Below are 13,706 nucleotides of genomic sequence, written 5' to 3'. Positions count from 1 at the left end.
CATCGCGTGTTGAAACTAGTTGGGTCCGTGATCATCGTCTTCGCGACCACGCTCATTGGGTTTCGCATGGCACATGCGTATCGGGAGCGCCCACGCGAACTGCGCCGTCTTTTACAAGCGGTGCAACAACTGCAAGCGGAAGTGGAGTATCATGCCAAACCCTTACCACGAGCCCTTATCGATGTCGGTCAGAATAGTGGAGGCGCATGTGGCAAGTGGTTTGTTACGGCTGCGAAACACCTGCAGGAAGACGGACGTAGTGTCGCCGAATCGTTTGCTGCCGCAGCACAGAGCGTCGCGTCGGAAAGTGCGTATCGATCGTCCGATTTCGATCCGTTGGATGGCGTGGCAGCATCCTTGGCCACGATGGATGCGGTGCATTTACATGGACAGTTTCAGCTTGCGGCACAGGCGCTTGAACAGGCCGAGGTACAGGCTCGGGAAGAGGCTGAGCGAAGTGCTCGCCTTTGGCAATATCTTGGTGTCCTCGCCGGCGTTCTGCTTGTCATTCTACTCTATTGAGATTGTTTCGAGGAATTTGGCCTGTGGATGGGGAGATGGGGGGGCGACGCGGTGTCACCGGAGATTCGGGACATCTTTCGAATTTTTGCAGTAGGCTTTATCGCAGCCATTTTTCACACCGTGCTTAAGCAAAGCGGCAAAGAGGATTTTGCGCACTGGGCGACGTTGGCTGGCCTTGTTGCTGTATTTGCCATCGTCATTGGCTACGTCGATCACTTGTATCATGAAATTACCAGTGTATTTTTGCTGCAGTAGGTGAGGCCAATGCACATCTTCCAATTGGTTGGCATTGGCTTAACCGCCACGGTTCTAGCGACCATTTTGCGGCAACACTCGCCGCAGTTTGCGACACTTATCAGCATCTTTGCTGGTGCTGTCTTGCTGTGGATGGTCGTGCACTCGTTGACTGGTGTGGTGCAGGAGTTACGCGGTATGGCGACGGATGCCAAGATAAGCCAGACGTTTTTGACTACTGTTCTCAAAATTATTGGCATCGCCTATATCGTTGAATTTGCAGCACAGGTGGCCAGGGATGCGGGGGAGTCAGCGCTTGGCGGGCGGATTGAACTGGCGGGCAAAGTGGGGATTGTGGTACTTGCGCTTCCGATTTTCACGGATGTCGTGCAGACCATCGTACACTTGTTGCCGTGAGAAGGAGGGAGCGGGGGTGCGGCGGATCATCATGATGTGTGCGTGCGTCGTGTGCTGTTTTCTGGTGCTGATCGTTCCAGTGACGATTGTCTCTGCGGATACGACAGCCCCCTCCTTGACCCAGGCGGAAGCTCAGGCACAAAGCGCCATACAACAGGCGGCGCAGACGCAACTGGATCACCTGCCGACCCGGACGATCGATGAATACTGGCAAGATCTGTTAAATGAGTACGGTGGTTACTTGCCGAATCTGTCTGGGCCAGGTCTGGTGAAATCGATCCTGCACAATGGCCCCCCTAATTTCGTCTCTGTGACACACGGTCTCTTACGCTATTTTTTTCAGGAACTAGTCGATGACGCAGGGCTCTTGGGTAGCATTCTCATCCTGTGTGTTGCAGGCGCCGTGCTAAAGACCTTGCAAACGTCGTTCGAGCAGGAGTCCATCAGCGAATTGGCCGATATGGTCGTGTGTTTTGTGCTCATCGCACTGGTCGCCCACTCGCTCATCGAGACCATTGGTGCAGCTCGCCATGCGATTGAAACCATGAATCATTTCATGCTTGCAACCGTGCCGCTCACCGTGACACTACTGGCTGCGTCTGGCTCGCTTGCGTCCGCCGCTTTCTTCCAACCGATGCTGTTATTTACCGTTCACTTCGTCAGCAACTTGGTGTTTTACGTGGTCTTCCCGTTGATCTTTTTTGCTGCTGTTCTCGATCTCACGAGTGCCCTATCGGTTCGCTACACATTATCTCGCTTAGCGGGATTGATCCGAACCGTCAGTGTCGCTGTCCTCAGCTTTGGATTGGCTGTGTTCATTGGCATATCAACCGTACAAGGTGCTGGTAAAGGCATCGTTGACGGTGTTGTGCTTAGGACGATGAAACTTGGGGTCAGTACATTCGTACCAGTGGTGGGCAAAGCAATTTCGGACGCGGCCGAGACGGTATTGAGTGCCTCGCTGTTGGTGAAGAACGCGGTTGGCGTCGCAGGGTTAGTGATCATCACGCTCATCGCCGTCTTCCCGGCGTTAAAGATCCTCGCAGTGGCGACGATGTACGGCGGTAGCGCTGCCTTAATGCAACCCCTTGGCGAGACACCCATCGTCACCTGTCTGGGGGCCTTAGGCAAGACCATGGTGCTTGTCTTTGCCTGTGTCGCGGGTGTCGCCCTGATGTTTTTCTTCGCTATTTGCATTCTCCTCGCATCGGCGAATCTGGCGGTGATGACCGCGTGACCGCGCTAGGGGAATGGCTGAAACAAATCGTGGCAATTGCCATGTTGGCTGGGATTGCCGAAATGTTACTTCCGACAAGGGTGCTTGTGAGATACGTTCGAAGCGTACTGGGCGTTGCGATGATCGCCGCCATGCTGAGCCCGTTGGTGCCGATGCTGCGATCCAATTGGCCATCACAGTTGGCTACCCAGGCTTCTGCAGCCTTGTTTGGTAACACGTCGGCGACGCAAGCCACGAATGTGGACGATGGATCCGCTACGGCTCGTGGGTATGCCGCCGCACTCAATCAGGAGGAGAGCCTGGATGCGGACAAGTATCTGGCACAGGAAGCGAAGGCAGCTTTACCGGAGAATTTGGCGAAGTATGTGACAAATGTGCAAGTAGAAAACGCGATGAATCCCGCGAAGCTCAGCGTTACCGTGGCAATCCAAGCAAACGGGACACCTTGGAGCGGCGAGATCGGGCAGACAATCGCTGAAGCACTTGGCGTTGAATCGGATCAGGTGCTTGTCGTCGACGATGGAGGGCGATGAGGTTGGATTGGCAACAGCTTTGGAAACAAAAATGGCTGCTTTTCGTAGCTGCCGTCGGTGTGCTCATGCTGGTTGTCGGATCGATGGTGCAAGCGCATCCAGCGAACACTTCAAGCGCTCTGCCGGTTTCAACGTCTACGTCGTTCACCAATGCATTGAGTCCTGCAAATTCGTCCGATCCCTTGCCAGCAGCACCGATCGAGCGGCATTACGACGACGAACTCGATGCGATACTCGCCAAGATACAAGGAGTGCGCGCGGTCAATGTGATGGTCGTACTGACTAACCAAGGCAACCTCGCCGGCAGCGGCAGCACCGGGGTTGGTGTCGCTGGAGTGCTGGTCACGGTCGCTGCGGATAATTTTTTTACCGCCAAAACCGAAATCGTGGACGCAATTACGAATGTGTTGGACGTGCCTGCATATAAGATTAGTGTGGAACCTCAAAAGGGAGACTAGACGCTAGATTAGGAGGATGTATAGCATGGTAAAGCGGCAAACAGTGTGGTTGTCTACGATGATGGTACTATCGCTGATGCTCATCGGGTACTACACCATGAATAATCAAGCAAGTCCGACGACGACAACCCCGACAACTTCGAACACGACCACGGTCGTAACGACTCCAGATACGGGCAATAGCGCCCAGACTCAGTCGGGGGACAACCAACCAAGCAACAGTTCTAGTGAGACGGGTATGACTTCAACGGGCAACTGGTATAACTCTTTGCAGACATTGGTCAATAACCAAATCAGTCAGCGCATCAGCAATTATCAGTCGGTGATTGCCAATAACAATGCGTCACAATCCCAAATTGCAGAGGCACAAAAGGCCCTCGGCAATGAAGAATCTCTGTATAACAGCCTCCAACAGGCGACACAGGCGGTTCTGGCAGAAGGCTACGCAAACGCAGTAATTGAGCCGGACAAGGATCAGAAGACCTTTACAGTCTATGTTCAGGCTAAAGACATCTCGCGGGCAGATGCAGTGAAAATCATGAATGTCGTCAGTCAGCAACTCGACGTATCCATTCTGAACATCTCTGTTAAGCCCCATGCGTAAAGCGTGCTTGTGCGCCGCCAGCATCGACAGCCGATGCGGCGGCTGTTTTCATGTTCAAGGAACCTAGAGGTACGGTCAAAGCTATGGTATACTTGGACGAGCATTTACGAGATATGGATCGGGGAGAGAACAAATTGCTGAAATTGGAAGACATCCACGAGCTGATTCGTCTTTTGGATGAAAGTAGTTTAAGTGAAATCAATATTGAATTTGAAGATGGAAAGCTGCAACTAAAAAAGGCGGCACCGGAGGCGGTTGCGTACATGCCAGTACAGTCCGCGCCGAACCTTGCTGCTCCGGTTGCGCCGGCGCCGACCCCTGCCGCTACGCAGGCGACTCACTCGCAAGCACAGGAACTGCAAAGTGCAGATGTTCATGTGATTGCGTCGCCGATGGTCGGCACATTTTATCGTGCTCCGTCGCCTGAGTCGGCGCCTTTCGTCGAAGTGGGCTCACAAGTGACCAGCAAGACCGTCGTCTGCATTATCGAGGCGATGAAACTGATGAATGAGATCGAGGCAGAAGTGTCTGGAGAAGTCATAGAGGTCTTGGCCGAGAACGGCCAACTGGTTGAGTATGGGCAACCGCTGTTCAAAGTTCGCCGTGCCTGAGGAGTTACCACAGGAGGCGTGGCCTGTTCTACATCATTTTGAATTTTCGACAAGGGGCAACGCGGTATGTTTAAACGTGTACTTGTGGCTAATCGCGGCGAGATCGCTGTCCGCGTCATTCGCGCTTGCCGCGAGTTGGGGATCGAGACGGTCGCTGTCTATTCGACGGCAGATCAGGACGCTTTACACGTTCGTCTCGCCGACGAGGCGTATTGCATTGGGCCTGCGGCGCCAAAACTTAGCTATCTACATATTCCAAGTTTAATTTCTGTGGCGACGTTGCGCGGAGTGGACGCTGTACACCCGGGATATGGCTTTTTGTCGGAAAACAGCGATTTTGCTGAGGCATGCGAAGCGTGCGGCATCACGTTTATCGGGCCAAGTCCGAAGGCCATCGAACAGATGGGCGACAAATCGGCAGCGAAAGAAACCATGCGCAAGGCTGGGGTGCCAACGGTTCCTGGCAGTGATGGGCTTGTGGAAAGCCTACAGGAAGCGTTGGATATCGCAAATGCAATAGGCTATCCGCTGATTATCAAGGCGACGGCTGGCGGCGGTGGTCGCGGCATCCGCGTGGTGCGCGATGAACAAGCCTTGCGGCAGGCGGTCGACGCGGCTCGTCGCGAGGCGGAGGCGTCGTTTGGCAACGGTGGCATCTACATTGAGAAGTACATTGAGCGCATGCGGCATGTTGAGATTCAAATCTTGGCGGATCGTCACGGGAATGTAATCCATCTTGGAGAGCGAGATTGCTCGGTGCAACGTCGTCTGCAGAAATTGGTTGAGGAGTCTCCTTGTCCTGTGTTGAGCGATGAAGTGCGCGAACGAATGGGGCGGGCTGCGGTTGCGGCTGCGCGTGCAGTCGACTATGTAGGCGCGGGCACCATTGAATTTATTTATACAGACGATGGCGATTTTTATTTCATGGAAATGAACACGCGTATTCAGGTTGAGCATCCGGTCACCGAATGGGTTACCGGTGTCGATCTCGTTCGCGAAATGATTCTCGCGGCTTCCGGCGAGCCGTTGTCGGTGCGCCAGGAGGACATCCGACTTCGTGGACATGCAATTGAGTGTCGAATCAACGCTGAAGATCCATTGCGGCAGTTCGCACCGTCTCCCGGAACCATCACAACGTATCTACCGCCGTCGGGACCGGGTGTTCGTGTCGATTCAGCATGCTATCAAGGCTATACAATCCCGCCGTTTTACGATTCAATGGTGGCAAAGCTCATCGTTTGGGCGCCCACGCGCGAACAAGCGATTGCTCGGATGCTCGCCGCTTTGGACGAGTATGAAATCGATGGCGTTCGGACAACCATTCCGTTTCACATCGCCCTGATGCAGAACGAGAAGTTTCGCAGTGCGGATGTGACGACTCGCTTCTTGGAGGAGAATCACATACTTTAGGCGAAGCTTGTCATAGGATGAAGGGACAACGATAATCAGGAGTGTGATAAGCGTGGCTGACATGGAGTACGAACTGACAGATCGAGGTTCCGTCCATATTGCAGACGAAGTGGTGCAAATTATTGCTGGCGTCGCGACGAGCGAGGTCGAGGGCGTAGCGGGCATGAGCGGTTCGTTTGCGGGCGGCTTGACGGAATCGTTGACAGGTCGTAAAAACCTGTCGAAGGGCGTGAAAGTTCAGTTCGTAGAAAACGAACGGGCATGTACGATTGACGTCTCGGTTTCGCTCCGGTTTGGTGTCAACATTCCTGATACAGGATATCAAATTCAAGAGCGGGTCAAAGCGGCGGTAGAAGGGATGACTGGTCTAAAGGTCGTCGCGGTTCACGTTCACGTCGTAGGGGTCGCGTTTCAATCGGACGGAGACGCAAAAACGGCCGATGCGGATCAAATTCTTAGTACTGAGCGAAGTCCGGGCCTCTGACCCGTTGGGGGGATAGCATGAGCCTGTTGGATCGTTTGTTGTTGTTTTTGTTCTCCGTAATCGGTTTGGTTGTTGGCGTGGTGCTGGCTTTGGTCGGCGCCAACGTGATCTCCGTCACGTGGTTGAGTACGGAGTTATTGACCGTGCCCTATAACATGGTGGCAATTGTCGTCGGAGTCGTGGCAGCCCTTTTGTCGCTCCGTTTTTTGTTTTATCGACTATCGCGTATGCAGACGGCGGAGTACGTTGCGCTGACGGGGGATCATGGCCAAATTCGGATTTCTTATGATACCTTGCGCCAACTCGCCAATCGTCGGGGGTCGCAACTCAAAGGTGCGGAGTCGTTTGACTCGCGAATTCGCCAGGGGCAGGAGGGAATCCTGATTCTGGTGCGGATGCAGGTGTTGCCTGACGTCGATATTGCGCAGTTGAGCCGGGATGCGCAGACAGCCGTGAAAGAATATGTCGAGCGGGCGACGGGCGTCGTGGTGGAGCGCGTACTCGTGCATGTGACGGAGTTGGCTGGCGGTGCGCGTTCAGGTAAGGCGTGGAGCGGCGTATGAACGCGTTGCGTCGCGCGATTGCGGCATTTCGGGCTTGGCCCCGGCGCTATCACGGCCTGCTCGTAGGGGTTGTGCTTTGGATTTTGTGGCTTCTGTTCGGTTTCTGGCGCACACTGTTGCTGGCGGTACTCGCTGCAATGGGTTACATGGTTGGTCGCGTGCTCGAAGAGAATCAATCATGGCGCGAGATTTTGGATAAACTACTTTCAGATCGATATACGGAGTGACTTGCTTGACTCGACATGAAGCTAGAGAGTGTGCGTTGCAGGCTTTGTATCAAATTGACCTGAGCGATAGCGGCGTGATCGACGCCGTTTCGTTTGTTTTGGAGGACAAGTCCTATACAGACGCCGATGTGGACTATATGACGAGGCTTGTACGAGGCGTCATGGAGCACTTGGATGAGATCGATGGCGTTCTTGCCGGAAGTATGGACCGTTGGTCGCCGGAGCGGATTGGTCGCGTGGAGCGAAACGTGTTGCGGCTCGCTGTCTTTGAGTTGCTGTATGAGCCAGAGATTCCGATGGCAAGTGCTATTAATGAGGCGGTTCGCTTAGCGAAAAGGTACGCGACAGAGCAGTCAGGGAAGTTTGTTAATGGCGTTCTTGCGAAAGTGTTGCCGACCATTGCGCGTGAACGTGATGTGCCTACGGAAGAGGTTTCTGATGTGGAGGTCGAACCGGTAGATGGCGAGCCGTCGTAAAGTAGCGTGTGTGCTTGGCATCGATACGAGCAACTATACGACGTCTTTGTGTGCTATCGATGCTCAGGATGGAAAAATGCTCGCCGAATCCAGAACGCTTTTACGTGTCGCGAATGGCGCGAAGGGTCTGCGCCAGTCCGAAGTCGTATTTCAACACGTACAAAATCTGCCCAAAATGATGGCGGCCTTGCAGGATCAACTCACACGTGATGGGATAGAGCCGCGCTTTGTGCATGTCGCGGCCAGTGTGCGGCCGCGACCGTGGGCGACTTCCTACATGCCAGCCTTTCACGCGGGTGCTTCGTTTGGGCTTGCCATTGCCCAGATGCTTTCCATTCCCATGACACGTACATCCCATCAGGAAGGTCACCTGGCGGCGGCAGAATATTTTGAGCCGATGCCACCAACTCCATTCGTAGCTATCCATATTTCTGGTGGAACGTGTGATGTCATGGTTGCCAAGCGTACCCCCTTTGGCTATCAAATTGTCCGAGTCGGCGAAGGGGCGGACCTGCATGTGGGACAGTTTGTCGATCGCGTCGGTGTGGCTCTCGGGTTGCCTTTCCCAGCCGGTCCACATCTTGAAGCGTTGAGTCGAGTTGATCTTCATCTCACCGATCAATTCGAGTTGCCTGCACCTGTGCGCGGTGCCAGAATGAGCTTTTCCGGGCCGTTGACGAAGGCGCTCACGGCCATAGAGCAGGGAGTACCCGGTCCAGTCGTAGCTCGCGCTGTGCAGTCGTGTATTGCTCGTGCACTTACCAAATCTGTCGAGTATGTGATACGGACACATCGCGATCCACTCGCTCATGTACTCATCGCTGGAGGAGTCGCCGCGAACCGAGAGATTCAACGAGAAGTCGTCGCCCGACTGGGCAGGCGTTTGCGGAACGTGCATATCGCGTTTGCACCGTCTCTATTTGCGCGCGACAATGCGCTTGGGGTAGCGCAAATCGGATATTGGCGAATTCATGCATAAAAAACCGGGTAAACAAGTTGGCAAAGACCGAATTGTCGACAAAACACATAGGTTTTCGTAGTCTTTTTTTTCTGTCTCTTGTATAATGAGCGCAAGTGTGTTTTTACGTTGACTAAGGAGGTTTCACGTTGTCAAATCAGGCTTTTGTCCAAGAAAACGTCACAGACATGCTGATCATCGGCGGCGGTCCAACCGGACTGTTTGCGGCATTTTATTGCGGTATGCGCAATTGTACATGCAAAATTATCGATAGCCTGCCGGAATTGGGTGGGCAGTTGGCTACGTTGTATCCTGAAAAATTTATTTACGATGTCGCCGGATTTCCGAAAATTCGCGCTCGTCAACTTGTCGATCAATTGATTGAACAAGCGATGGAGCGCAATCCGGGCATCCACCTAAACGAGTCGGTTCAAACCCTCGTTCGTCGTGAAGATGGTTTGTTCGAACTGCATACGGACAAATCTGTGCATATCGGTCGTGCAGTCATCATTTGCGCAGGTATTGGTGCTTTTTCACCAAGGCCTCTGCCGGCTCCGACGGCTAAGGATTTTGAGGGGCGTGGCGTTGCCTATTATATTGATAAAGTCGAAAACTACCGCGGCAAAAATGTTCTGGTCATTGGTGGCGGCGACTCTGCGGTGGATTACGCACTAATGCTCGAAGAAGTAGCCGCCTCTGTCACGTTGATTCACCGCCGGGATCAGTTTCGCGCACACGAAGAAAGTGTGCGGCAGCTTTACGAGTCGCGCATCCAGATTAAGACGTTCTACGAACTGTCCGACGTGCAAGGCGGCAACTGGGTAGAGCGCGCGGTAATCGTGAATAACCAGACGAAGCAGACAGAGACCATCGAAGTTGATGCGATTGTCAGCGGCCTCGGATTTACCGCTTCGCTCGGACCGATTAAAGAGTGGGGGCTTGAAATCGAGAAGAATGACATCGTCGTCAATTCGAAAATGGAGACCAACATTCCGGGTGTATACGCGGCCGGCGATGTGGTCACCTATCCTGGTAAACTGAAGCTCATCGCGACTGGCTTTGGAGAAGCACCGACGGCAGTCAACAATGCCAAGACGTTTATCGACCCGCAGGCCAAGTTGTTCCCGGGTCACAGCACAAGTATGAGTCGCTAAAACGAGAGTGGGCTGTCTTGCTCGGATGCGTGATCGGGTGAGACGGCCCCTGCTCGTTTCCGAATTTGTACATGTTAGGTGTCGGATGGAGGTGTGACATGTGACGCAAATCATCGATGGTAAACAGGTCGCAGCTGAAGTGAAGCGAGATGTGGGAGAACGCGTACAGCGCTTGCGCGGGCAAGGCGTTGTGCCTGGTTTAACGCTTGTCCTCGTCGGGGATGATGCAGCTTCGGCCTCATATGTGCGCAGCAAACGCAAATTGGCCATGGATTTGGGACTGCATGCAGTGATTCGCGAATTGCCCGCCGATGTAGAAGAATCCGAGCTGCTTCAGATCATTGGGCAGTTGAACGAGGATGACAGCGTGGATGCCATTCTCGTTCAACTGCCGTTGCCCCCGCATTTGAACGCGGAACGCGTGCTGGAGGCCATTGCGCCCGAAAAGGATGTCGACGGTCTGCACCCGATCAACCTCGGACTGACCAGCCGTGGCGCCCCGTCGGTTTGGCCTTGCACGGCAGCAGGCATTGCTCGGCTCTTGGATTTCACTGGTGTACCCATTGCGGGTCAAACGGCGGTCGTCGTCGGTCGTAGTCGGTTGGTTGGCTGGCCCACAGCGCAATGGCTATTGTCGCGTGGTGCCACCGTGGTACAATGCCATCGTCAGACCGTTAACTTGCCAACCTACACGAGACAAGCAGATGTACTTGTCGTGGCTGCAGGTGTACCGCATCTCATCGGCAAAGAGCATGTAAAACCAGGAGCGACCGTGATTGATGTTGGGATGAATCGCGTCGATGGCCGCTTAATTGGTGATGTCGACTTTGCGCACGTCGCGCCTCTGGTCAGTGCCATCACGCCGGTCCCGGGCGGCGTCGGGCCGATGACTGTAGCCATGCTCGTCGCCAATGCGGTTTCCCTTTGCGAGCAGAGGCGTGGAATGAGGGGGGACGTCGATGAGTGAAGCAGCGCGATCGCCCTCGTCAGCGACGGTTTTTACGGTTACTGAGCTCAACCTGCGGATTAAGCGCCGGATTGAGACGGACCCAACTTTTGCACAGTGTTACGTGGCAGGGGAAATTTCTAATTTCAAACACCATTCTAGCGGCCATATGTACTTTACTTTAAAGGACGAAACCAGCCGCATTCGAGCCGTGATGTTTGCCGGGCGGAACCGTAGGTTGCGGTTTAAGCCGGAAGATGGCATGCGAGTCATCGCACTGGGCACGGTCAGCGTGTTCGATCGCGATGGTCAGTATCAGTTGTATGTGGACGATTTGCAGCCTGATGGCATCGGGGCGTTATATGTTCGGTTTGAGCAGTTAAGGAATCAACTGCAAGCGGAAGGCTTATTCGCCGCCGAGCGAAAGCGGAAGCTACCAGCGTATCCCAAGCGGATCGGCGTTGTAACTTCCGCAACAGGTGCGGTGATACGCGATATTTGTACGACCTTGGAGCGCCGCTATCCGCTGGCCCGTGTGATTTTGGCACCAGCCCAGGTACAGGGCGTTACCGCAGCCCGTACCATTGTCGCGGCCTTAGAACGACTATGGCAGTTGTCGGAGCCGGTAGATGTCATCATCGTGGGGCGCGGCGGTGGATCGCTCGAAGAACTCTGGCCATTCAATGAAGAAGAGGTGGCTCGTGCCGTCGCACGGTCTCCGGTTCCGATTGTCTCCGCGGTCGGGCATGAAACTGATGTCACCATTTGCGACTATGTCGCAGATGTTCGCGCGGCGACACCGACCGCGGCGGCGGAGTTGGTAGCGCCGCACCGACGAGATTTACAGTTGCAACTGTCGCAGGCGTTAGCGCGTTCGCAGGCGGCCGTTGCGGCAAAGGTACAGTTGTATCGCAGAACGCTGCAACAGTTCGAAAATCGACCGCTGTTTCGCTTCCCATCTCGTCTGTTGATGCCTCAGCGTCAGGCCGTTGACTTTTTGGAAGGCAGGCTGCGCGAGTCTTTTCGGCGCCCGACAGCCCAAGCCCGGCGGCGCCTCGACGAGCTTGAACGCCGCCTGCATCGGGTCGATTTGCGACATGGTGTCGGGGCGTCTCGCCATCGCATTGAGCGGTTGGAAAGTCGACTGGGCGAGGTTTTGCGGGCGCGCATGGCGCGGTCACAAGCCGATCTCGACAGAACCATTGCGGCTCTTGAGGCGTTAAATCCTTTGGCGGTCTTGCGGCGCGGCTACAGTTTGGTACTCGATGAAGCCGGTCGTCACGTGCTGGCGAGCGTCGAACAACTGACGCCGGGCAGAGACATTCAAATCCAGGTAGCCGATGGAATCGTCCAAGCGGAGGTGAAACGGCATGGTAGCAAACGAGAACGAAACGAGCAAATTAGACTTGACATTTGAACAAGCGATGCAACGACTTGAGGAAATCGTCCGCAAGTTGGAGGCCGGCGATTTGCCGCTTGACGCATCGATACGCGCGTACGAGGAATCGATGCGGTTGGTTGCCTTCTGCCGTGAACAGTTAGACAAAGCGGAGTTCCAGTTAGAGCAGCTTACCCTCGATGCGGTGGAAGAAACACCTGCAGGCGAGGAAAGGGCGTGATCGACATGGGGTCCTATTTGGAATTCTGCAAGACAGAGTTACAAGCGTATTTGCAAGGTCTTCTTCACACGGACGGTCTGGCGACGCGTTTGTATGAAGCGATGAATTACAGTTTGATGGCAGATGGAAAGCGTCTCCGCCCGGCGTTACTGATGGCGACGGCCCAGACATTTGGCGTGGAACTCCAACGTGTGTTGCCGGCAGCGGCGGCTTTGGAGATGATACACTGCTATTCGTTGATTCACGACGACCTGCCTTGTATGGACGACGACAGTTTGCGACGTGGACAGCCAACCAACCATGTGGTGTTCGGCGAGGCCATAGCATTACTCGCAGGCGATGGGTTGCTCACTGAAGCGTTTGCCTTATTGGCCAGGCCCATACCAGAAGTTCCTGCTGAGCGGCAGTTGCGCATGATTCAAATCCTGGCTTCGCGTGCGGGAGCAGACGGTATGGTCGGCGGACAGGCGGTCGACGTCGAGCGAACCGGTGGACAGGGGACGTTAACGGATGTCCAGTTTATTCATCTTCACAAGACTGCGCGCTTGATTCAGGCTGCAGTGGAGATCGGGAGTTTGTTTCCAGATCTAGATGAAAAAGCACAAGAAGCCCTTTCGACCTATGGAGAGGCTTTGGGACTTGCGTTTCAAATGGTTGACGATGTGTTGGATGTCGTGGGTTCAACTTCCGAACTGGGCAAGACTGCCGGCAAGGACGAGGCGGAAGGCAAGCTGACCTATCCGCGGTTCATAGGAATTGAGGAAACCCGCCGCCTTGCTGAGGAGACCATCGCCCGCGGGCAAGAAGCATTGCACAGGTGTGGGATTCATTCTCCGTACTTAGCGGAATTACAATCGCTTGTACTCGTTCGTTCCCATTGACACTGTAAAACGCCAACAGTTGCCGTCTCATCTCAGATTTGCGTAACACTCCAGAAGACGACTACAGGTATTGGCCTTATGATGTGCTATAATACAAACATGTAAAGTCGCTTTCGGTCTATGACAATGTGCTTGCGATTGTCATTGGGTGGCGCAGTATTCTAGTCAGCCGTCCGCGCCTGAAGGCGGGGCTAAAAATCCGTCAAAGGGCACATCGATGAAGTTCCTGGTGTTGGCTTGGGGCGCCCAGCCTTGGGCTTATGCTGGGAGTTAAGAAAGTTGGGTAGCCCGCAATGGCATGCGGAGACTAACCCAGCTTTCGCGGAGGCCCAAGTGCGTAGCTCGCAATCCATGGGAAGGGTTATGGCTTGG

The 13,706-nt window shown here is 54.4% G+C and carries 19 protein-coding genes; all 19 read left to right on the top strand.

Translation table 11 applies throughout. The features are described from left to right. Positions 1-6: 6 nt before the first annotated feature. The 19 genes from BLU70_RS05335 to BLU70_RS05245 all read left to right on the top strand — a co-directional run bounded on the left by BLU70_RS05335 (position 7) and on the right by BLU70_RS05245 (position 13,334). Entirely contained in the window at positions 7-522 is a 516-nt protein-coding gene (locus tag BLU70_RS05335) for a hypothetical protein (RefSeq protein ID WP_052012274.1), read from the top strand. A 51-nt stretch (positions 523-573) separates the two neighbouring features. Further along, positions 574-777, top strand: a complete 204-nt coding sequence (gene spoIIIAC / locus BLU70_RS05330) for a stage III sporulation protein AC (protein ID WP_040289238.1) — start codon at positions 574-576, stop codon at positions 775-777. A gap of 9 nt (positions 778-786) precedes the next feature. Then, on the top strand, positions 787-1,173 hold the full coding sequence (gene spoIIIAD, locus BLU70_RS05325; RefSeq protein ID WP_006446656.1) for a stage III sporulation protein AD: 387 nt from the start codon (positions 787-789) through the stop codon (positions 1,171-1,173). Between the two features lie 16 nt (positions 1,174-1,189). Beyond that, positions 1,190-2,410 (top strand): stage III sporulation protein AE, encoded by a 1,221-nt coding sequence (spoIIIAE, locus tag BLU70_RS05320; protein WP_237716428.1) that lies wholly within the window; start codon positions 1,190-1,192, stop codon positions 2,408-2,410. Next, positions 2,407-2,943: a stage III sporulation protein AF gene (locus tag BLU70_RS05315; RefSeq protein WP_083341163.1), complete on the top strand. Its 537-nt coding sequence runs from the start codon at positions 2,407-2,409 to the stop codon at positions 2,941-2,943. The genes spoIIIAE and BLU70_RS05315 overlap by 4 nt, the downstream gene beginning before the upstream one ends. Positions 2,944-2,945: 2 nt before the next feature. After that, the gene (locus tag BLU70_RS05310; protein WP_006446653.1) at positions 2,946-3,401 is read left to right on the top strand and encodes a hypothetical protein; all 456 of its coding nucleotides are present in this window, start codon (positions 2,946-2,948) and stop codon (positions 3,399-3,401) included. A gap of 25 nt (positions 3,402-3,426) precedes the next feature. Continuing rightward, positions 3,427-4,005: a SpoIIIAH-like family protein gene (locus BLU70_RS05305; RefSeq protein ID WP_040289237.1), complete on the top strand. Its 579-nt coding sequence runs from the start codon at positions 3,427-3,429 to the stop codon at positions 4,003-4,005. Positions 4,006-4,139: 134 nt separating this feature from the next. After that, positions 4,140-4,616, top strand: coding sequence for an acetyl-CoA carboxylase biotin carboxyl carrier protein (accB, locus tag BLU70_RS05300; protein WP_040289304.1), 477 nt, complete (start codon positions 4,140-4,142; stop codon positions 4,614-4,616). 66 nt (positions 4,617-4,682) lie between these two features. Continuing rightward, on the top strand, positions 4,683-6,026 hold the full coding sequence (gene accC / locus BLU70_RS05295) for an acetyl-CoA carboxylase biotin carboxylase subunit (protein ID WP_040289236.1): 1,344 nt from the start codon (positions 4,683-4,685) through the stop codon (positions 6,024-6,026). A 52-nt stretch (positions 6,027-6,078) separates the two neighbouring features. Continuing rightward, the gene (locus BLU70_RS05290; protein ID WP_040289235.1) at positions 6,079-6,510 is read left to right on the top strand and encodes an Asp23/Gls24 family envelope stress response protein; all 432 of its coding nucleotides are present in this window, start codon (positions 6,079-6,081) and stop codon (positions 6,508-6,510) included. A gap of 17 nt (positions 6,511-6,527) precedes the next feature. Further along, positions 6,528-7,073, top strand: a complete 546-nt coding sequence (gene amaP, locus BLU70_RS05285) for an alkaline shock response membrane anchor protein AmaP (RefSeq protein WP_040289234.1) — start codon at positions 6,528-6,530, stop codon at positions 7,071-7,073. After that, positions 7,070-7,300, top strand: a complete 231-nt coding sequence (locus BLU70_RS05280) for a DUF2273 domain-containing protein (protein ID WP_006446647.1) — start codon at positions 7,070-7,072, stop codon at positions 7,298-7,300. Before amaP ends, BLU70_RS05280 begins: the two co-directional genes overlap by 4 nt. Continuing rightward, positions 7,297-7,776, top strand: a complete 480-nt coding sequence (gene nusB, locus BLU70_RS05275; RefSeq protein ID WP_420168236.1) for a transcription antitermination factor NusB — start codon at positions 7,297-7,299, stop codon at positions 7,774-7,776. The genes BLU70_RS05280 and nusB overlap by 4 nt, the downstream gene beginning before the upstream one ends. Further along, positions 7,760-8,755, top strand: a complete 996-nt coding sequence (locus BLU70_RS05270) for a tRNA (adenosine(37)-N6)-threonylcarbamoyltransferase complex transferase subunit TsaD (protein ID WP_074692526.1) — start codon at positions 7,760-7,762, stop codon at positions 8,753-8,755. The genes nusB and BLU70_RS05270 overlap by 17 nt, the downstream gene beginning before the upstream one ends. 167 nt (positions 8,756-8,922) lie before the next feature. Continuing rightward, positions 8,923-9,888 (top strand): NAD(P)/FAD-dependent oxidoreductase, encoded by a 966-nt coding sequence (locus tag BLU70_RS05265; RefSeq protein ID WP_052012284.1) that lies wholly within the window; start codon positions 8,923-8,925, stop codon positions 9,886-9,888. Positions 9,889-9,988: 100 nt separating this feature from the next. Beyond that, complete coding sequence (locus BLU70_RS05260) at positions 9,989-10,855, top strand: bifunctional 5,10-methylenetetrahydrofolate dehydrogenase/5,10-methenyltetrahydrofolate cyclohydrolase (protein WP_074692523.1); 867 nt, start codon at positions 9,989-9,991, stop codon at positions 10,853-10,855. Beyond that, the gene (gene xseA, locus BLU70_RS05255) at positions 10,848-12,251 is read left to right on the top strand and encodes an exodeoxyribonuclease VII large subunit (protein WP_074692519.1); all 1,404 of its coding nucleotides are present in this window, start codon (positions 10,848-10,850) and stop codon (positions 12,249-12,251) included. Before BLU70_RS05260 ends, xseA begins: the two co-directional genes overlap by 8 nt. Next, complete coding sequence (gene xseB / locus BLU70_RS05250; protein ID WP_006446641.1) at positions 12,205-12,453, top strand: exodeoxyribonuclease VII small subunit; 249 nt, start codon at positions 12,205-12,207, stop codon at positions 12,451-12,453. The genes xseA and xseB overlap by 47 nt, the downstream gene beginning before the upstream one ends. 5 nt (positions 12,454-12,458) lie before the next feature. Next, positions 12,459-13,334, top strand: a complete 876-nt coding sequence (locus BLU70_RS05245; protein ID WP_074692629.1) for a polyprenyl synthetase family protein — start codon at positions 12,459-12,461, stop codon at positions 13,332-13,334. Positions 13,335-13,706 lie beyond the last annotated feature (372 nt).

The organism is Alicyclobacillus hesperidum (genome assembly GCF_900107035.1).
GTDB lineage: Bacteria > Bacillota > Bacilli > Alicyclobacillales > Alicyclobacillaceae > Alicyclobacillus > Alicyclobacillus hesperidum.
The sequence above is the reverse complement of the archived record's forward strand: the minus strand, read 5'-3'. Positions and strand labels throughout refer to the sequence as shown.